General features: G+C 59.7%; 13 protein-coding genes. 4 read left to right on the top strand and 9 right to left on the bottom strand.

Annotation, left to right across the window (positions count from 1 at the left end; all coding sequences use genetic code 11):
* Window positions 1-363: 363 nt before the first annotated feature.
* The 6 genes from QLG03_RS25290 to hutI form a co-directional block, all read right to left on the bottom strand.
* On the bottom strand, window positions 364-1,746 hold the full coding sequence (locus QLG03_RS25290) for an amino acid permease (RefSeq protein WP_023288910.1): 1,383 nt from the start codon (window positions 1,744-1,746) through the stop codon (window positions 364-366).
* 98 nt (window positions 1,747-1,844) lie between these two features.
* The gene (gene hutH, locus QLG03_RS25285) at window positions 1,845-3,380 is read right to left on the bottom strand and encodes a histidine ammonia-lyase (protein WP_032455192.1); all 1,536 of its coding nucleotides are present in this window, start codon (window positions 3,378-3,380) and stop codon (window positions 1,845-1,847) included.
* A complete protein-coding gene (gene hutU, locus QLG03_RS25280) occupies window positions 3,377-5,065 on the bottom strand; it encodes a urocanate hydratase (protein ID WP_255988197.1) in 1,689 nt (562 codons plus the stop codon). Before hutU ends, hutH begins: the two co-directional genes overlap by 4 nt.
* Window positions 5,066-5,207: 142 nt before the next feature.
* Window positions 5,208-5,933 carry a histidine utilization repressor gene (locus QLG03_RS25275; protein WP_255988199.1) on the bottom strand — a complete coding sequence of 242 codons (726 nt, stop codon included), beginning with the start codon at window positions 5,931-5,933 and terminating at the stop codon, window positions 5,208-5,210.
* 57 nt (window positions 5,934-5,990) lie between these two features.
* Window positions 5,991-6,947, bottom strand: a complete 957-nt coding sequence (hutG, locus tag QLG03_RS25270) for a formimidoylglutamase (protein ID WP_048334463.1) — start codon at window positions 6,945-6,947, stop codon at window positions 5,991-5,993.
* Window positions 6,944-8,203, bottom strand: coding sequence for an imidazolonepropionase (gene hutI, locus QLG03_RS25265; protein WP_074423100.1), 1,260 nt, complete (start codon window positions 8,201-8,203; stop codon window positions 6,944-6,946). Before hutI ends, hutG begins: the two co-directional genes overlap by 4 nt.
* A gap of 214 nt (window positions 8,204-8,417) precedes the next feature.
* On the opposite strand from hutI, the gene QLG03_RS25260 reads away from it, so the two are divergent.
* A complete protein-coding gene (locus QLG03_RS25260) occupies window positions 8,418-9,701 on the top strand; it encodes a putative acyl-CoA thioester hydrolase (protein WP_048334461.1) in 1,284 nt (427 codons plus the stop codon).
* Window positions 9,702-9,974: 273 nt separating this feature from the next.
* Here QLG03_RS25260 and QLG03_RS25255 read toward each other — a convergent pair whose 3' ends face one another.
* Window positions 9,975-12,662 (bottom strand): cation-transporting P-type ATPase, encoded by a 2,688-nt coding sequence (locus QLG03_RS25255; protein WP_255988204.1) that lies wholly within the window; start codon window positions 12,660-12,662, stop codon window positions 9,975-9,977.
* A gap of 51 nt (window positions 12,663-12,713) precedes the next feature.
* Window positions 12,714-13,145, bottom strand: coding sequence for a universal stress protein (locus tag QLG03_RS25250; protein ID WP_023288902.1), 432 nt, complete (start codon window positions 13,143-13,145; stop codon window positions 12,714-12,716).
* A gap of 533 nt (window positions 13,146-13,678) precedes the next feature.
* Between QLG03_RS25250 and QLG03_RS25245 the strand changes: the two genes are divergently transcribed.
* The 3 genes from QLG03_RS25245 to QLG03_RS25235 are packed head-to-tail and all read left to right on the top strand — an operon-like array spanning window position 13,679 to window position 18,792.
* Window positions 13,679-14,764, top strand: coding sequence for an efflux RND transporter periplasmic adaptor subunit (locus tag QLG03_RS25245; protein WP_255988206.1), 1,086 nt, complete (start codon window positions 13,679-13,681; stop codon window positions 14,762-14,764).
* Entirely contained in the window at window positions 14,765-17,830 is a 3,066-nt protein-coding gene (locus QLG03_RS25240) for an efflux RND transporter permease subunit (RefSeq protein WP_255988208.1), read from the top strand.
* Between the two features lie 38 nt (window positions 17,831-17,868).
* Window positions 17,869-18,792 (top strand): acyltransferase family protein, encoded by a 924-nt coding sequence (locus QLG03_RS25235; RefSeq protein ID WP_255988516.1) that lies wholly within the window; start codon window positions 17,869-17,871, stop codon window positions 18,790-18,792.
* Window positions 18,793-18,808: 16 nt separating this feature from the next.
* Here QLG03_RS25235 and QLG03_RS25230 read toward each other — a convergent pair whose 3' ends face one another.
* Window positions 18,809-19,315 carry a hypothetical protein gene (locus tag QLG03_RS25230; protein WP_032455181.1) on the bottom strand — a complete coding sequence of 169 codons (507 nt, stop codon included), beginning with the start codon at window positions 19,313-19,315 and terminating at the stop codon, window positions 18,809-18,811.
* Between the last annotated feature and the right edge of the window lie 489 nt (window positions 19,316-19,804).

Below are 19,804 nucleotides of genomic sequence, written 5' to 3'. Positions count from 1 at the left end.
CACAGGGAAATTGACGCTTGTACCGTTATTCCGCCGGGTGGCGGCTGCGCCTTACCCGGCCTACAGGGTCCTCTCACAGGCTCATACCTCGTAGGCCCGGTAAGCGCAGCGCCACCGGGCGATGACAGCAGGCACAGAGCCGTTTTTATGCCGGGTGGCGGCTGCGCCTTACCCGGCCTACGGGGTCCTCTCACTGGCTCACACCTCGTAGGCCCGGTAAGCGCAGCGCCACCGGGCGATGACAGCAGGCACAGAGCCGATTTTGTGCCGGGTGGCGGCTGCGCCTTACCCGGCCTACAGGGTCCTCTCCCAGGCCTACACCTCGTCGCCCCGGCAAGCGCAGCGCCGCCGGGGAGATCTAATTTACTGCTCAGTGACAACCTGCAGCGCAGTTTTACGCACCCGCGCGTACCACACCACCGTCAGCAGCCCGAGCCAGACCAGGCCGGCGATCAGCGCCATCCGCGTCTCGGCAAACATCCCCAGCACAGCGATGACCAGCCCCATAAACAGCAGCGTTAACAGCGGTGCCACCGGCCAGAACGGAACGGGGAAGGCAATCTGGCTGCGCTCTTCGGCAGACAAACTACGGCGCATGGCGAAATGGGACAGCAGGATCATCAGCCATACCCACACCGTGGCGAATGCCGCCAGCGAAGCAATCAGCACAAAGACCTGCTCGGGGATCAGATAGTTCAGCACCACCGCCGCCAGCAGCGCGCCGCCCATGACCACCACCGTCATCCAGGGTACGCCGTTGCTGGCGATGCGCTGGAAGCTTTTCGGCGCCAGCCCCTCCTTCGACATGCCATACATCATGCGTCCGGCGCCGAAGATATCGCTGTTAATCGCCGAGATGCTGGCGCTGATCACGATGATGTTAAGGATTGTCGCCGCCGCCGGGATCCCCAGACCGTCGAAAATCAGCACAAACGGACTCCCCTGCTCGCCAAAGCTGTTCCACGGGAAAATCGCCATCAGCACCGCCAGGGTGCAGACGTAAAACAGGATAATGCGCAGCGGAATGGTATTGATGGCCTGCGGGATGACCTTCTTCGGATCCTTCGCTTCCGCGGCGGTGACGCCGATAATCTCCACCCCGCCGAAGGCGAACATCACGATGCCAAGCGAAGCGATAACGCCCTGCCAGCCGTTAGGGGCAAAGCCGCCGTGGCTCCAGAGATTTTCCAGCCCGGTGGCCGGGAAGCTATGGCCGAAGCCAAAGAAGATGATCCCCGCCCCCGCCAGCATCATGGCGATAATCGCCACCACCTTCACCAGCGACAGCCAGAACTCCATCTCGCCGAACACCCGCACGTTGCACAGGTTCATGGCGCCGATAAAGAAGATGATGCTGAGGATCCAGATCCAGCGCGGGACATCGGGATACCACAATCCCATATAGATGCCGAAGGCGGTCACGTCGGCCAGGGCGACGATTACCATTTCAAAAGTGTAGGTCCAGCCGGTAATAAACCCGGCCAGCGGGCCGAGATACTGGCGGGCATAGCTGCCGAAGGAGCCGGAAACCGGGTTGCGCACCGCCATCTCGCCCAGCGCGCGCATGACGATAAACACCGCCGCGCCGCCAATCAAATAGGCCAGCAGCACCGCCGGGCCCGCCGCCTTGATGGCGGAAGCCGAGCCATAGAACAGCCCGGTGCCGATCGCGGAGCCGAGCGCAATAAATCGAATGTGTCGGGCATTGAGCCCGCGCAGCAGATGTGGCTTGTGTTGTTGTTGCATATACAGGTGTCCTGGTTTTTTTATTTGACGACAAATATGCGATGTAGGGCGGTCGGGGGAATGATTTCCCCCGACGCGGGTACAGAGAACAACGGTGATTAGTGCAGGCCTGGCAGTACGGCAGGCAGCAGACGCGTCAGGTGACGGGCCGCCAGAAGCGCAATGGCATTATCGATATCCGGGGCGAAGTAGCGATCCTGCGTATAGTGAGGGACGCGTTCGCGCAGCAGATGGCGCGCCTCTTCCAGCAGCGGGCTGGTGGTCAGCCCTTCGCGCATATCCAGCCCCTGCGCCGCCGCCAGCCACTCGACGGCCAGTACGCCGCGGGTGTTCTCGGCCATCGCCCACAGGCGGCGACCGGCCGCCGGCGCCATCGAGACGTGATCTTCCTGGTTGGCGGAGGTCGGCAGGCTGTCGACGCTGTGCGGGTGCGACAGCGCTTTGTTTTCACTGGCCAGCGCCGCCGCCGTGACCTGGGCAATCATAAACCCGGAGTTCACCCCGCCGTTTTTGACGAGGAACGGCGGCAGCTGCGACATATGGCTGTCCATCATCAACGCGATGCGACGCTCGGAGAGCGAGCCGATTTCGGCAATCGCCAGCGCGATATTATCCGCCGCCATCGCCACCGGCTCGGCGTGGAAGTTACCGCCGGAGATCACGTCATTCTCGGCGGCGAAGACCAGCGGGTTATCGGATACCGCGTTGGCTTCGGCCAGCAGCACCTCAGCCGCCTGGCGGATCTGGGTCAGGCAGGCGCCCATCACCTGCGGCTGACAGCGCAGGGAGTACGGGTCCTGCACCTTGCTGCAGTTATGGTGCGACAGCGAGATCGCGCTGTCGTCGGTCAGCAGATGGCGATACAGCGCCGCCGCATCAATCTGCCCGCGCTGGCCGCGCACTTCATGGATGCGCGCATCAAACGGACGACGGGAGCCCAGCGCCGCTTCGGTGGTTAACGCCCCGCAGACGACCGCGGAGGCGAACAAATCTTCGGCTTCGAACAGACCGCGCAGGGCAAAAGCGGTCGACGCCTGGGTGCCGTTGAGCAGCGCCAGCCCCTCTTTCGCCGCCAGGGTAATCGGCTCCAGCCCCGCCTGACGCAGCGCTTCGGTGGCCGGCAGCCAGTCGCCGCCGCGTACCCGCGCTTTACCTTCGCCAAGCAGGGTCAGCGACATATGGGCCAGCGGCGCGAGGTCGCCGGAGGCGCCGACGGAGCCTTTCGCCGGGATCCACGGCGTCACGCCGGCATTCACCAGGCCAATCAGCGCCTGGATCACGCTCAGGCGGATCCCGGAGAATCCGCGGGACAGACTGTTAATCTTCAGCACCATAATCAGGCGCGCCAGGTCATCGTCCAGCGGCTCGCCTACGCCCGCCGCATGGGACAGCACCAGCGAACGCTGCAGGTTCTCCAGATCTTCCGTCGAGATACGGGTCTGCGCCAGCAGGCCAAAACCGGTGTTGATACCGTAGGCGGTCCTCCCTTCGGCAAGGATAGCGTTGACGCAGGCCACGCTCTCGTCAATGGCGGCAAACGCGCCGCTGTCGAGGGCAATATTCACCGGGTGGCTGTAGATGTCGCGGAGCTGCGACAGGCTGAGTTGACCCGGGATCAGAGTTAAAGATTTCATTTCGCGTTCCCCTGCGTTGCCGCCACCATCGGAAGATTCAGACCCTGTTCTGCCGCGCATTCAATGGCAATCTCGTACCCCGCGTCGGCATGACGCATCACGCCGGTGGCCGGGTCGTTGTGCAGGACGCGGGCGATACGCGCTGCCGCTTCATCGGTGCCATCGCAGACGATAACCATCCCGGAGTGTTGCGAGAAGCCCATGCCTACCCCGCCGCCGTGGTGCAGCGACACCCAGGTCGCACCGCTGGCGGTGTTGAGCAGCGCATTCAGCAGCGGCCAGTCAGAGACCGCGTCAGAGCCGTCGCGCATCGCTTCGGTTTCGCGGTTCGGGCTGGCGACGGAGCCGGAGTCAAGATGATCGCGGCCAATCACGATCGGCGCGGAGACTTCGCCGCTGCGCACCATTTCGTTAAACGCCAGGCCCAGCTTCTGCCGCCATTCCAGACCGACCCAGCAGATACGCGCCGGCAGTCCCTGGAAGCTGATGCGCTCGCGCGCCATATCCAGCCAATGGTGCAGATGCTTATCATCCTTGATGATCTCTTTCACTTTCGCGTCAGTCTTGTAGATATCCTGCGGATCGCCGGAGAGCGCCACCCAGCGGAACGGACCGATACCGCGGCAGAACAGCGGGCGGATATAGGCCGGCACGAAGCCCGGGAAATCGAAGGCGTTGCTGACGCCCACTTCCTGAGCCATCTGGCGAATGTTGTTACCGTAGTCGAAAGTCGGCACCCCCATCTCATGGAAGGCCAGCATCGCCTGCACGTGGTCGGCCATCGAGCGTTTCGCCGCCAGAATGGTGCCCTGCGGATCGGATTCAGCTTTCTGCTGATACGCTTCCCAGCTCCAGCCTTTCGGCAGATAGCCGTGCAGCGGGTCGTGGGCGCTGGTCTGGTCGGTGACCATATCCGGGCGCACGCCGCGTTTCACCAGCTCCGGCACGATCTCCGCGGCGTTGCCGCACAGCGCGATGGAGATAGCCCGGCCTTCGGCGGTGTATTTCTTGATACGCGCCAGGGCGTCATCCAGAGAAGTGGCCTGTTCGTCCACGTAGCGGGTGCGCAGACGGAAATCGATGCGGCTCTGCTGGCATTCAATATTCAGCGAGCAGGCGCCGGCCAGCGTCGCGGCCAGCGGCTGCGCGCCGCCCATGCCGCCCAGCCCGGCGGTTAGCACCCAGCGGCCTTTCAGGCTGCCCTGATAGTGCTGGCGACCGGCTTCGACGAAGGTTTCGTAGGTGCCCTGGACGATGCCCTGGCTGCCAATGTAGATCCAGCTGCCGGCGGTCATCTGGCCGTACATCGCCAGCCCTTTGGCATCCAGCTCGTTAAAGTGTTCCCAGGTCGCCCAGTGCGGAACCAGGTTGGAGTTAGCGATCAGCACGCGCGGCGAGTGTTCATGGGTTTTGAAAACGCCCACTGGCTTGCCAGACTGGACCAGCAGGGTCTCGTCGCTTTCCAGGTTCTTCAGCGCCTTCACGATAGCGTCATAGCATTCCCAGTTGCGCGTTGCGCGACCAATACCGCCATAGACCACCAGTTCGTGCGGGTTTTCGGCGACATCGGGATCGAGGTTATTCATTAACATACGCAGCGGGGCTTCGGTCAACCAGCTCTTCGCGGTCAGCGTCGTGCCTCTTGGCGCACGGACGTCCAGCTGGCGATATTTGCTTTGCGACATCGGGGTTTCTCCTGACAATGAACGTTGTTTACGTAGATACATATACTTGTCTATACAAGCATGCGCAAGCCAGGATTTAACAGAAATGATACAATTTTGTTATATTGCGTCAGCAATCACGTTTTGCTGACGCCAGCGTGGATCAGGAGCCAAAGCGGCCCTGCAAACGATAGCGGCTACCGGGGAACAGCAGGCGCGCGTGGGAGACGATGTGGGTTGTCGACCAGGTGCGGCGGCGGATCATCAGGCAGGGATCGTGGGCGTGAATATGCAGCAGCGCGCACTCTTCCGCCGTGGCCTGCACCGCTTCAACAATATGTTCACCTTCTGTTAACGGGGCGATCAGCGACAGATAATCATGGGGCGTGGTGGCGGTATAATCCTGCTGGAGATAGTCCGGCACCACCGCGGCATTGACGCAGCGATCTTCGATTTGCACCGGCACCTCGTTTTCGTAATGCACCATCAGCGAGTGAAAGATGCGGGTGCCTTCCGCTACGCTGAGCGCCGCCGCCTGAATATGATCCGCCCGGGTCTCCTCCAGCAGCAGCACCTCGCAGCGGTGCTGATGGTGACGGGCAATAATTTCTTCGGCAATGCTGCGCACCTCAAACAGCGCCGACTGCCCTTTCGGCTCGGCGACAAAGGTCCCCACCCCTTGCAACCTGACCAGCAGGCCTTCATCCGTTAGCTCGCGCAGCGCGCGGTTGATGGTCATCCGGCTGAAGCCGAACTGGGCCACCAGCTCCGCTTCGGAAGGGATACGGTCATGCGGTCGCCAGACGCCGCTGTGAATTTTTTCACCGATAGCCTGCTTCACCTTCTCATAAAAAGGCGCGGGCGCGGAACGGGGTTGCTGTGAAAACATAGCCTGGCTTTCCTTTTGCAAAATGGGCGGCGAAACACCCAGAATATACCGGAATGGCTACTGCCACCAATGGACGATTTGCCATGCCAGACGGGCGGCCGCGCGGGCGCCCTGACCGTCAATGTCAAACTGCGGGTTGAACTCCACCAGATCCACCGCCTGCAGCTTACCGCTGCGGCACAGCGGCTCAACGATGCGCAGCAGGGTCGCCAGCGGCACGCCCAGCGCCGCCGGGGCCGACACCGCCGGCATTTCCCGCGCCGGGAGCACGTCGAGATCGATGGTCAGATACAGACGATCGTACTGCGCGATGTTGCGCTCAAGCTCCGCCAGCACCCGGGTTTCGAAGGCCTCCAGCACCTGGAGATCCTCCACGATAGCCACCTCGCGCCGCGCCGCTTCCTCCCAGAGCGCCTGGGTGTTGGCCGCCCGACTGACTCCGATGCAGGTATAGTGAAAAGCGCGCTGCTGCGCGTCACACTCCAGCGCCAGCTGGCGGAACGGCGTCCCGGAGCTGGCGCGCTCGGCAACGCGCAGATCAAGATGCGCATCGAGATTAATAATGCCCACTTTTTCGCCCGGGAAGGCATCCAGTACCCCCGCGCCATGACCGAAGGCGGTCTCGTGGCCGCCGCCCAGAACCAGCGTGCGTTTCCCGGCGCGCTGGCAGGCGGTCACCGCCTCGCGCAGCGCCTGATGCGCGGCTTCCAGCTGTTCGCCATCGACGCTAATCGTGCCCATATCCACGCAGCGGTCGTGGCCCTGATGGCTGGCCATATTGGCCAGCGCCCGGCGTAGGGTCGCCGGGCCGTCAGCCGCTCCGGTACGCCCTTTGTTGCGCCGGACGCCTTCGTCACAGGCGAAGCCAAGCAGCGCGATATCGCCGGGCAGCGCCTGCGGCGCGAAGCGTTCCGCGCGGGGGATGGTCTGAAACAGGCGCAGCGCATTCGGCGCTTCCGCACTATCATCGCGCCCCTGCCAAAGGTTGGCGGGCGTAGCTTGCCACAGCATCATTGCCATTCTCCTTGTACCACGCGTCCCCAGAGCGGACTGCGCCCCGGCTCATACACCATCTCGACCGGATGCTCGGCATCCCAGATGGCAAAGTTCGCCACAAAGCCCGCCGCCAGCTGACCGTGGCTGTTCTGCCGCCCCAGCGCCCGCGCGGCATGGCGCGTCACGCCGGCCCACGCCTCTTCCGGCGTTAAACCAAACTTGACGCAGGCCATATTCATCGCCAGATGCAGGCTGGCGAAGGGGCTGGTGCCGGGGTTGAAATCGGTCGCCACCGCCATCGGCACCTGGTACTTGCGCAGCAGTTCCACCGGCGGTTTGCGGGTTTCATTGAGGAAGTAAAACGCGCCGGGCAGCAGGGCCGCCACGGTGCCGCTTTCGCGCATCGCCGCCACCCCCTCTTCCGTCAGATATTCAATATGGTCGGCGGACAGTCCGTGATAACGACTCACCAGCTGGGCGCCGCCCAGCGAGGAGAGCTGTTCAACGTGACCTTTAACCGGAATGCCCAACGCCTGCGCCGCCTGAAACACCCGCTCGGTTTGCTGCGGGCTGAAGCCGACGTTTTCGCAGAAGACGTCAACGCTTTCAAACAGTCCCTCCCGCCACAGCGTCGGCAGGATAGTGTCGCAGACCAGCGTAATATAGCCGTCGGCGTCGCCTTGATATTCCGGCGGCGTGGCGTGGGCGGAGAGCAGCGTCGCCGAGAGTTCCACCGCGTTATCACGCGCCAGCTGGCGGGCGACCCGCAGCATTTTGCGTTCGTTTTGCAGATCGAGACCGTAGCCGGATTTGATCTCCAGGGTGGTCACCCCTTCACGCAGAAGGCGGGCCAGACGCGGCTGCGCCAGCGCCAGTAATTCAGCTTCGCTGCTGTCGCGGGTGGCGCGCACGGTGGCATTAATCCCCCCGCCGCTGGCGCTGATGGTCTGATAGGAGACGCCGTTCAGCCGCTGCTCCCACTCCTGCGCCCGGCTGCCGCCGAAGATCAGGTGGGTATGGCAGTCGATTAATCCCGGCGTGACCAGCCGGCCTTCGAGATCGATCCTGCGCCCGCTGGGGAGGTCATCTTCGGGGACGATCGCCGCAATGCGACCGTCGCGAACCAGCAGCGCGTGGCGCTCCAGCAGACCGTACGGTTGTGAAGCATCAGGGTTCAGGGTAGCGAGACGGGCGTTTCGCCAGATAACGCGTTCGGAGGTGGCTTCAGTCATAGCGTTCAACTTGTCATGGGTTGTATAGACATTTATTTTCATAACGCCGGGAATGTCAACAAAAGCGCGAGTAAATGTTATTTATTTGTGACTGGAGACCGTCCGGCGACGCGGCGTATTGCGTAAAGAAGGTAAGTTTTTCAGCCCACGTCTTCCCGTTTCGTTCAAGTTAGTATAAAACAGCAGGTTTTAAAGGACTTATACCCTGGCGTCTCAGCCGGGGTATTTCACTACGCTTAATTTTGCCCGGAGCAACATGAACACATATTCCGTTTCCCGTCTGGCGCTGGCGCTGGCCTTCGGCGTGACGCTGTCCGCCTGTAGCTCGACGCCTGCCGATCAACAGCCCTCAACGCAGACTGCACCGGGCACCACCGCGCGTCCCATTCTGAACGCCGATGAAGCGAAAAACTTTACCCCGGCGGCCTATTTCCAGTCGCTGACCCCCAATGCCGCGGCCTGGACGCCGTCCGCCATCAGCCTGCCGGCGCAGCCTGACTTTATCGTCGGCCCGGCGGGAACCCAGGGCGTGACGCATACCACCGTCCAGGCGGCGGTGGATGCGGCGATTGCCCGCCACTCTAACCGTCGTCTGTTTATCGCCATCATGCCGGGCGAATACCCGGGCACCGTCTACGTTCCGGCGGCGCCGGGCGCCCTGACCCTGTATGGTACCGGCGATAAACCGATCGACGTGAAGATCAGCGAAGCCATTGATTCCGAAATGGATCGCAACACCTGGCGTCGTCTGGTCAATCCGGGTGGCAAATACATGCCGGGCAAACCAGCGTGGTATATGTTCGACAGCTGCCAGAGCAAATCCACCGCCACCGTCGGCGTGATGTGCTCCGCGGTCTTCTGGTCGCAGAATAACGGCCTGCAGCTGCAGAACCTGACCATCGCCAACAACCTGGGCGACAGCGTCGATGCCGGCACCCACCAGGCCGTTGCCCTGCGCAGCGATGGTGACCAGGTGCAGATCGATAAAGTGAACATTCTTGGTCGCCAGAACACCTTCTTCGTGACCAACAGCGGCGTGCAGAACCGTCTGCAGGACAACCGTCAGACCCGCACCCTGGTGACGAACAGCTATATTGAAGGCGACGTGGATATCGTTTCTGGCCGCGGCGCCGTGGTGTTTGATAACACCGACTTCCGCGTGGTGAATTCGCGTACTCAGAAAGAAGCCTACGTCTTCGCGCCGGCCACCCTGAAGAGCGTGACCTACGGCTTCCTGGCGACCAACAGCCGCTTCACCGCCTCCGGGGATAACGTCGCGCAGCTCGGCCGCGCGCTGGACGTTGACGGCAACAGCAACGGCCAGGTCGTGATCCGCGACAGCGCCATCAATGAAGGCTTTAACATCGCCCAGCCGTGGGCGGCGGCGGTAGGCTCCGGCCGTCCGTTCAGCGGCAACACCGGCAGCGCGGATGACAAAGGCAATCTGCAGCGCAACCTCAACGACAACGGCTTCAACCGTATGTGGGAATATAACAACCGCGGCGTGGGAAGCAGCGTGGTCGCCGAGCCGAAACAGTAACGCGCAACAAGCGTGAACCATAATAAAAGAGAGGGCGATGCCCTCTCTCAGACTGCTGACAACGTGCAATCTTCAGGAATTGCCCGGCGGCGCTGCGCTTGCGCGGGCCTACAGCTAACTGCATAACGGTTTGATATTGAAGTCTTTCGTAGGCCGGGTAAGGCGAATGCCGCCACCCGGCAGAAATGCGAGCACAATGACGAAACAGGTTTGTCGTCAGCCAGAGAGGGGGCGATGCCCCCTCTTCTCTTTTGCGTACTGCACGTCACGCCGTCAGGCGGTTCGCCATTTGCGGGTCAGCGGTTTTTCCAGCTCCACAATCAGGAACATGGCGAAGCCGATGATAAAGGTGATCACCCAGTAGCGGAACGGCAGCCCGGTGGTGCCGAACAGCATCTGCATAAACGGCGCATAGATAATCAGCAGCTGCAGCACCAGCAGCACGCCGCTGACGATCCAGATCCCTTTGTTAGCCAGCAGACCTTTGGTCAACGAGAAACCATCCGACACGCGGCAGTTCAGCATATAGAACCACTGGGCGGTGACCAGAGTCTGCAACAGCACGGTACGGATAAACTCCGGCGAATAGCCGCGCGGCTGCAGCCAGGCTTCGAGAATAAAAGCGCTGACCGCAATCATCGACCCCACAAACGCCACGCGCCAGATGGCAAAGCCGTCCATCACGTGCAGTTTCGGGTCGCGCGGCGGCCGTCGCATAATATTTTTCTCACCGGCTTCAAACGCCAGACCAAACGACAGCGTGGCGGAGGTGGCCATGTTCATCCACAGGATCAGCACCGGCGTCAGCGGCAGTACGTTGCCCGCCAGCAGCGCGATCACGATCAGTAACCCCTGCGCAAGGTTGGTCGGCATGACAAAAAGAATAGTTTTTTTCAGGTTGTCATACACCCGGCGCCCCTCGCGGACCGCGCTGGCGATGGTGGCGAAGTTGTCATCGGTCAGCACCATATCGGCGGCTTCCTTGGTCACCTCGGTCCCCTTGATCCCCATCGCCACGCCGACGTCAGCCTGCTTCAGCGCCGGGGCATCGTTCACCCCGTCTCCGGTCATGCCGACAATCTCTTTCTTGCTCTGCAGAGCCTGCACCAGACGGAACTTATCTTCCGGGCTGGTGCGGGCGAAGATATCGTACTGCTGCGCGGCCACGCTCAGCTGCGCGTCGTCCATCATCTCCAGCTCGCGCCCGGTAATGGCGTTCCCCGCATTGCCAATCCCCAGCATTTTGCCGATGCTCATCGCCGTTTGCGGGTGGTCGCCGGTGATCATCTTCACGCGGATCCCGGCCTGCAGGCAGTCGGCAATCGCCGTGATCGCTTCCGGACGCGGCGGATCCATCATCCCGGCAACCCCTAATAAAATGACCCCCTGCTGTAGATCCTGATGGGTCAGCTCGGTCTGGCCTGGGGCAGCCGGCTTCCAGGCCGCGGCCACCATTCGCAGCCCCTCCCGGGCGTACTCTTCAATTTTGCTTTCCCAGTACGGGAGATCCAGCGGCTGCAACCCGCTGTCGCTCTGCTGATACTGGCACAGGCGGAACAGAACATCCGGCGCGCCGGTGACCAGCACCACCTCCTCTTCGCCCAGCCGGTAAAGCGTCGACATGTATTTATATTGCGAATCAAAAGGAATTTTACTGCGCAACTCGCTGGGCTGCGGCGGCAGGGTTATCTTCGCCGCCAGCACCTTCAATGCCCCCTCGGTGGGGCCGCCGGTGATTTTCCACAGCCCGCTTTCCTCTTTGATAAGCTGGCTGTCGTTACACAGATCGATGGTGCGCAGATAGCGCTCAAGAAGCGATCCTGGCGCCACCGCAACCGGCGACGGGTCGTCGATAGCATGGATTTTACCGACCGGCTCATAGCTGTCCCCTTCCACCCGATAGACGCTGTCCGCGGTGATCACCGCCTTCACCGTCATTTCGTTCATGGTCAGGGTCCCGGTTTTATCCGAACAGATAACGGTCATCGCGCCGAGGGTTTCTACCGTCGGCAGCTTGCGGATAATCGCTTTCTGGCGGGCCATCGCCTGCACGCCGAGCGACAGAATAATCGAGATAATCGCCGGCAACCCTTCTGGGACCGAGGCCACCGCGAGGCTAATCAACGACAGCATCAGTTCGGAGACCGGCATATCACGGAACAGCAGGCTAAAGACGAACAGCGCCGCCATCATCACCAGAATCAGGATGAAGATGGCTTTGCCCAGCTTGTCCATCTGCACCAGCAGCGGCGTGCGGTGCTTCTCAATGCCCGCCATCATTTGGTTGATGTGGCCCAGCTCGGTATCGCCGCCGGTGGCCACCACGATCCCTTTCCCCGCCCCTGAGCTGACGGTGGTCCCGGAAAACAACAGGTTGCTGCGATCGCCGAGCGGTAAATCGCCGCTTAGCGGCTCGGTGGTTTTTTCCACCACCGTCGACTCGCCGGTGAGGATCGCCTCTTCCACCCGCAGGTTGTGCGCCTCAATCACCCGTAAATCGGCGGGGATACGGTCGCCGGCGCGGATCACCACGATATCGCCGGGTACCAGCGAGGTGGTGGGGATGGTTTCATGGTTGCCCTGTCGGATCACCACCGCCTCGCTGGACAGCATATTGCGAATACTCTGCAGCGATTTTTCCGCATTACTCTCCTGAATGAAGCCGATCAGCGCATTGACCACCGCCACCGCGAGGATCACTGACATGTCGATCCAGTGGCCCATTACCGCCTTCAGCAGCGCCGCCGCCAGCAGGACGTAGATCAGCACATCGTTAAAATGCACAATAAAACGCAGCCAGGCGGGTTTACCCGGCTTCTGCGGCAGGGCGTTTTCGCCATACTGCTGCAGGCGCGTGGCCGCCTCTGTTCCGCTAATCCCGTCCGGCGAACTCTGTACGCTGGCGAGCGTCTCCTCGACGGAGCGCTGATAATAGGGCGCCCCCGGTTTATCTGTATTCATACTCTCTCCCTCGATTTCTGAAGCGGAAGTCAGGACGACATCCCGCCGTCATCAGCGCACAACGAAAACCGGTACATGGGCATAGCGCACGATATTGGCCGCTTCCGAGCCCAGCAGGTGAGTCTGAATCCCCGGATTGCGCGAACCGACAATCACCACGTCCGCTTGTAGCTCATCGGCCAGAGCAATCACTTGATCGCGAACATTGCCACTGCGCACATAAAGATGGCTGGCGTCTTCCGCAAGGCCATTTTTTTTGACCAGCTCAGTCAGTTTTTCCTTAGCGGTATTAATCAAATGGTCTTCCATCTTTCGGGCATCAGAGATAAATCCGCGCGTTAACACCGGAGAGAATGCCGGAATGACATGGACAAGATGAATTTGCCCGGAAGAATGCTGGGCGAGGAATTTCGCATGAGAAAGGGCTTTGTCGGCCAGGCCTGCATCAAACACGTCAACGGGAACAACGATATTTTTATACATGAGATAATCCTTTTATTACCAATACAATGCGTAGTGATGAATAACCCCATACTTGGGGAGGAACGAAATCTCAACAACAGAAGCGGCGAGCGGAATAGATGTTATTAAACGTAGCACAGGAAAATTAACATTAGAAAATGACGGATTAATAGACTGAAAAATATTATAAAAACCATATATTCCTTGCAGATCTCCTGCGTTTTCCCCAACAGTGCCGCTGCCGCTCGCGGTATGCTCTTTTTTAACACTTCACCTTTTCTCCGACTATGCTGATTACAAGCAGGAGTGCCGCTCCGAATGTCCGGTGGTCACCGTGGGGGCCGAATTAAATGACATTCGCGGTTCGGGTGGGAGTAAAGGGAGAAAATCATGTTTGGTTATAGCCTGTTACGTCTGGGATTATTTGTCGCGCTGGCCATTGTCGCCTGCACGCTGGTGGGACTATTCACCTATCTGGTTGTCGCCGCCCTCGCCGAATAAGCGTGCGCCGCGTAATAAAAATGTAAAATAAATCCTGAATCTGAGGGAATACTGTGAACCGTTATTTTTCTCTCATCCCGGTTGTTATTTTATTTACAACCGCTTGCGATCAGAAATCGCCGTCCGTCGAGTCCGCCCCGCGCATGGTCAAGGTGGCGCAGGTGACCGCCGTGGGCAATACCCAGCAGCGAACATTTCCGGCACGTATCGAGTCTGGCGACTCCACCGAGCTGTCGTTTAAGCGGGGGGGCCAGGTGGAATCGCTGGATATTCGCCAGGGGGCGACCATCGCCCAGGGGCAAACGCTGGCGCGCCTGAATGCCCGCGAGGCCCAACAGCGGGTCAATGAACGACAAACGGCGGCTACGCTCGCCCAGCGTCAGTTTGATCGCTTCCAGACCCTGGCGGGACGTCAGGCGATTTCCCAGGCGGAGATGGACGTGCAGCGCGCCAATCGCGATGCCGCCAACGCGGCCTTAAAAATCGCCCGTGAAGAGCTGGCGCAAATGAGCCTCACCGCGCCCTTCGGCGGGATTGCCGCCGGCGTGCATATCCGCAACCATCAGGTGGTCGCCGCCGGCCAGCCGGTGATCACCCTGACGCGTACCGACCTGCTGGATGTGGTCTTCAGCATTCCCGAAAATCTGTTCACCTCCCTGGATATCCGCAATACCGCCTACCGCCCCGTCGTCAGGATCAATACCCTGCCGGGCCGAGAATTTACGGCGGAATACAAAGAGCATACCGGCAGCAGCGACAACAGCACCCTTACCTGGCAGATCATTTTAACCATGCCGCGGTCGGATGATTTTCCCACCGTCGGCGGGGTCAGCGGCACCGTGACGGTCAATCTCGGCAATTTACCGGCCAGCGCCGGAAGGGAAACGCTCATGGTGCCGGTAGAGGCGGTGTTTAACCCGGATAACCGGCCGAAGAATGAACCGGTCGTCTGGGTGGTAAAAGGCGACAACGCGCATCGGTTTCTTGAGGAGCGCAAGGTCACGGTCGGCGAGGTGACCTCGCAGGGAGTGGCCATCACCGACGGTCTCCGCGCGGGTGAAGAGGTGGTCGCGGCGGGCGTGAGCGAGCTGCATGCCGGGCAGCCGGTGCGGATCTGGACGCGTGAACGAGGATTATAAATGGACATTTCCCGTCAGTTTATTAATAACCCGACCCGCGTCTGGTTAGCCATTCTGCTGCTGGGGGTGGGTGGTCTGTTCGCCCTGCTCAATATCGGCCGTCTGGAAGATCCTGCCTTCACCATCAAAACGGCGGTGATCGTGACCCACTACCCGGGCGCGTCCGCTCAACAGGTGGAGGAGGAGGTGACCCTGCCGCTGGAAAACGCGATTCAGCAGCTTCCCTCACTGGATAACGTCAGCTCCATCTCCTCAAATGGCTTATCGCAAATTACGGTGAATATCGCTTCGCAGTACCATTCCAGCGAGCTGCCGCAAATCTGGGATGAGCTACGTCGCCGCGTCGGTGACGCCAGCCGACTTTTCCCCCCTGGCGTAGTGACCCCCTTCGTCAACGATGACTTTGGCGATGTGTTTGGTTTTTTCTTCGCTATCTCGGGCGACAGTTTTACCAACCCCGAGCTGGTGCGCTATGCCGAACAGCTGCGTCGGGAGCTGGTGCTGGTTCCTGGGGTCGGTAAAGTCGCTATCGGCGGCGTCATTCCGCAACAGATCAATGTTGATATCTCGCTGGCGAAAATGGCGGCGCGCGGGATCACGCTCAACCAGCTCGCCGCTATCCTGACCCGGCTCAACGTGGTGTCCAGTGCCGGAGAGATCCGCGTTGGCAGCGAATCGATCCGCCTACACCCCACCGGGGAGTTTCAAAGCATCGATGAACTGGGGGATCTGCTGGTCAGCCCTCACGGCGCCAGCGCCACCACTCGACTGCGGGATATTGCCACGCTGTCGCGCGGGCTGACTGACTCGCCGTCCAGTATTTATCATGCCAACGGCCGCCAGGCGGTGACCATGGGGGTCTCTTTTATTCCTGGCGTCAACGTCATTGACGTCGGGCACGCCCTTGAAGCCCGCCTCCAGCAGATGGCCGCCGACAAACCGGCGGGTATCGATATCGCCATTTTTTACGATCAGGCGGCTGAGGTCGCCCACTCGGTCAATGGCTTTATTACCAACTTCCTGATGGCCCTGGCGATCGTGGTCGGCGTGCTGCTGGTGTTCATGGGAGTACGCAGCGGGATCATTATCGCCCTGTCGCTGGCGCTCAACGTCCTCGGCACCCTGCTTATCATGTTTGTCTGGGGGATCGAGTTACAGCGGATCTCCCTCGGGGCGCTGATCATCGCCCTGAGTATGCTGGTGGATAATGCCATTGTCATTGTCGAAGGGGTGCTTATCGCCCGCCAGCAAGGATCGCCGCTGCTGGGCGCCATTAACTATGTGATCCGCCGCTCCGCCCTGCCGCTGCTCGGCGCCACGGTCATCGCCATCCTCGCCTTCGCGCCGATTGGCCTCTCGCAGGACTCCACCGGAGAGTATTGCAAATCCCTGTTCCAGGTGCTGCTGATCTCCCTGATGCTCAGCTGGTTCTCCGCCCTGACCATCACTCCGGTGCTCATTAAGTGGTGGTTGTTTAAACACGCCCCGCCGGCCGCCGCGCCGGCGGAAAAAGCCGATCCCTACCGCGGCCGCTTTTACCGTGGCTATCAGCAGACGCTGCGAATACTGCTGCAGCAAAAGACCCTGACCCTGGTGCTGATGGGCGCCCTGCTGGCCGCGGCGATCTGGGGCTTCACCTTCGTGCGGCAGAATTTCTTTCCGTCATCGAATACGCCCATTTTCTTTGTCGACCTGTGGCTGCCCTACGGTACCGATATTAACGCCACCGAGCAGATGACCCGCGATATTGAGCGGTCGATCGCCGGCCAGCCGGGGGTGGTCACCCCCGTCGCCACCATTGGCCAGGGCAGTATGCGTTTTATTCTTACCTACAGCGGTCAGCGGCAGTACAGCAACTACGCGCAGATTATGGTGCGGATGGACGACCAGCGCGGCATCGCCCCCGTCACCCGCCACGTCGAAACCTGGATCGCCAGAAACTACCCGCAGGTGAACGCCAGCACCAAACGCATTATGTTCGGCCCCTCCGGGGATAGCGCGATTGAAGTGCGCATTAAGGGCCCTGACCCGGATACACTGCGCGCGCTGGCCAGTCAGGTGAGCGATATTCTCGCTGAGGATCCGGCGACCGACAGCGTGCGTAACGACTGGCAGAACCGCAGCAAGGTGATCCGCCCGCAGTACTCCCTAGCGCTGGGGCGCGAGCTGGGGGTGGATAAACAGGACATTGATAACGCGCTGGAGATGAATTTCTCCGGCAGTCGCGCCGGGTTATATCGCGAGGGCGCCGATCTGCTGCCGGTGATCGTCCGGCCGCCGGCAGCGGAGCGACAGGATGCCAACCATTTGCATAACGTGCTGGTCTGGAGCCAGAGCCGCCAGCAGTATATCCCGTTGAGTAACGTCATCCATGGCTTCTCCCTGGAGTGGGAAGATCCCTTAATTCTCCGCCGGGATCGCACCCGGGTGCTGACGGTCCAGACCGATCCCAGCCCGCAAAGCGGCCAAACCTCGGGTGATATTCTCGCCCGGGTGAAACCGCGCATTGACGCATTGACGCTGCCGCATGGCTATCGCATCGAATGGGGCGGCGATGCCGAGAACTCCAGTGAAGCACAGCAAGGGCTGTTCACGACCCTGCCGCTTGGCTATCTGGTGATGTTTATCATTACGGTGCTGATGTTCAGTTCGCTGAAAAACGCTGTCGCCATCTGGCTGACCGTCCCGCTGGCGCTGATCGGCGTCACGCCCGGCTTTTTGCTGACCGGCATCCCCTTCGGCTTTATGGCCTTAATCGGCCTTCTCAGCCTCAGCGGCATGCTGATCCGCAACGGCATTGTGCTGGTGGAAGAGATAGAGCAACAAAAACAGGAGAAAGATCAACGACAAGCGATCATTGATGCGGCAACATCTCGTCTGCGGCCGATCCTGCTGACCGCCTTCACCACCGTGCTTGGCCTTGCCCCGCTGCTGCGCGATGTTTTTTTCCAGAGTATGGCAGTGGTGATTATGTTCGGTCTGGCCTTCGCCACCGTGCTAACGTTGCTGGTTCTGCCGGTGATTTACGCCTGCTTTCACCATAAGGATATGACGCCTCAACGATGAACAGTACCGGTCTGAGCATTATTAAGACACTCGGCTGTATGACAGCGGTGACTTTTTTCACCATCTATAACACCTGGGATCGCTTTGATTATGACTATCACTGGATCCTCGGGCTGCTGACCTTTGTCTCGACCATCGCCACGCCGCTGTTTTTTGTGGTGGCCGGCTATCTTGATGCGCAAACGCGACACGACGCCAACTGGCAAATTGGTAAAATTAAAAGCGTGGTGATCGTCTTTCTGTTTTGGGTGACGGTCTATTATGTCTGGGAGCCTTACCAGCGCGGCTACCTGATCCAGCCCTGGTTTATTTTCGCCCTGATTGTCATCTATACCTTCCATCCCCTGATTGCCTGGCTCAGCCAGCGGCGCGGTCTGTTTTTCTCCGTGGTCCTGACGCTACTGTGCTGCTCTTATGGTTACGACCTGCTCTCGGTGCTCTACCCGGAAAGACATCTTTTCAGCCTGGCGCCGCAGTATCGTCTGTGGACGTGGCTACTTTTTTATTTAACCGGGCAGTTGTTTAACGATCCGCGGGTCACGGAGTGGATACGCGACCCGCGGGTGATTAAAGCCGCCATTATCGCCCTGCCCTTTGTCTATTTATTTACCTGGTTTTATGAACGCCACTTTTTCTTCGCGTTGTTTAAAGCCGATCGCAATGCGTTCATTCTCACGGGGTCGCAGATTTATATTCTGATCGTCCTGCTGGTGATCGCCGCTAACGCCGTACAGTTTAAAAAGAACCGCAAGCTGAAGGAGGCCGTGCTGGCGACGGTTAGCAAAGCGATGACCGGGGTCTATATTTTGCACTACTCCGTTTTTCACCTGCTGGTGATGCTGATCCCTATTCACTCGTTAGCCACCAAGCTGGGAGTGATTGCCCTAACGTTTGTCCTGTCGGTGCTCATTTCCCTCGCCGCGCTCTCCAGTACGCTGCTCAGGAAGGTGATAACCCTGTAACAAACGACGCGGTAACTTAGCGGAAGCTCCACTGGATGCTGATCACAAACACGCTGGGAATAATAATGCCGCTCTCAAGGGCGAAATAGTCGGTAAAGTTGTACTGGATAGCATGGTAGATATAGGGTGAAAAGCCGATCCCGGTGGCGTCCTTAAAATCTTTATAGGAGCCATGATCGCCGCAATGCTCGAAGGCGTCGAAGAAGAATTCGCCGGTATAGCCGTAAACGCCTTTGAAGGTCCACCCGCTGCCGTTGTGGTACCAGTCTCTTCTCACCCCCAGCGCCAGACAGCGATCGTCGAAACTGTTATTCATGGTGCCAATCAGCAGGCTGTATTTCGAGTCGTCAGAGAATTTCCGCTCCACCGAGAAAAAGTGGTTCTCGAAATTCTCAGTATATTGACCGTGATTATTGGTCAGATGGTAAACATAGGAACCGGTATTCACCGAATAGAGGTTAATCTCTTTCGCCTGCGCGAGAGTCGCTAACCCGGCCAGGAGCATCACGCTTTTACCGCGCATTTCCCCTCCTCACACCTCTACGCCTGTCCATAGACAGACTGCCTTTGCCGTATTTACCGGTCGTGACAGGGGTAAAAGACCCGACAGGGAAATGGGGGAAAGATAACGATGCCGAACCATCGCATCGCTAGTAAAAAGCGTAGCACACGCCTTATCCGCCAACAAACCGACCGAAGCGTTAACGAAATGGCCGATGTGTTGCTCTTTACCTGATTGTGCAAAAAACAGACAAAACCTCACCTGATATCCGCTATGATCAGCGTCCGACGCGGAAGAAAGCCACCTGTCGACGACAGAGTTGCTGTGTACCCCTTCCTGCGTCGGCGCGATTTCATCCAACACGCCAGCCAGCACAATACCTTCCCATTGAGCTCACGCCTGTCGTCAGCCTCTTCCCGCTAGTTTTACAGGTGGATCCTGCACAAACCGGCTTTTATGTACAAGTTATGCAAGCAATTAAACCATTTAAAATCAATAACTAAAAATACA

It is taken from the genome of Klebsiella sp. V115_8 (genome assembly GCF_029967715.1).
GTDB classification, from domain to species: Bacteria; Pseudomonadota; Gammaproteobacteria; order Enterobacterales; family Enterobacteriaceae; genus Klebsiella; species Klebsiella quasipneumoniae.
This window is presented reverse-complemented; position numbering and strand designations above follow the sequence as displayed.

Coding starts and splice junctions, on each gene's coding strand:
- QLG03_RS25275 (WP_255988199.1), bottom strand. CDS start 5,933: ATGTTTTCACAGCAACCCCGTTCCGCGCCCGCGCCTTTTTATGAGAAG.
- QLG03_RS25230 (WP_032455181.1), bottom strand. CDS start 19,315: ATGCGCGGTAAAAGCGTGATGCTCCTGGCCGGGTTAGCGACTCTCGCG.
- QLG03_RS25235 (WP_255988516.1), top strand. CDS start 17,869: ATGACAGCGGTGACTTTTTTCACCATCTATAACACCTGGGATCGCTTT.
- QLG03_RS25255 (WP_255988204.1), bottom strand. CDS start 12,662: ATGAATACAGATAAACCGGGGGCGCCCTATTATCAGCGCTCCGTCGAG.
- QLG03_RS25250 (WP_023288902.1), bottom strand. CDS start 13,145: ATGTATAAAAATATCGTTGTTCCCGTTGACGTGTTTGATGCAGGCCTG.
- hutH (WP_032455192.1), bottom strand. CDS start 3,380: ATGAAATCTTTAACTCTGATCCCGGGTCAACTCAGCCTGTCGCAGCTC.
- QLG03_RS25290 (WP_023288910.1), bottom strand. CDS start 1,746: ATGCAACAACAACACAAGCCACATCTGCTGCGCGGGCTCAATGCCCGA.
- QLG03_RS25240 (WP_255988208.1), top strand. CDS start 14,765: ATGGACATTTCCCGTCAGTTTATTAATAACCCGACCCGCGTCTGGTTA.
- hutI (WP_074423100.1), bottom strand. CDS start 8,203: ATGAAAATAAATGTCTATACAACCCATGACAAGTTGAACGCTATGACT.
- hutG (WP_048334463.1), bottom strand. CDS start 6,947: ATGATGCTGTGGCAAGCTACGCCCGCCAACCTTTGGCAGGGGCGCGAT.
- hutU (WP_255988197.1), bottom strand. CDS start 5,065: ATGTCGCAAAGCAAATATCGCCAGCTGGACGTCCGTGCGCCAAGAGGC.
- QLG03_RS25260 (WP_048334461.1), top strand. CDS start 8,418: ATGAACACATATTCCGTTTCCCGTCTGGCGCTGGCGCTGGCCTTCGGC.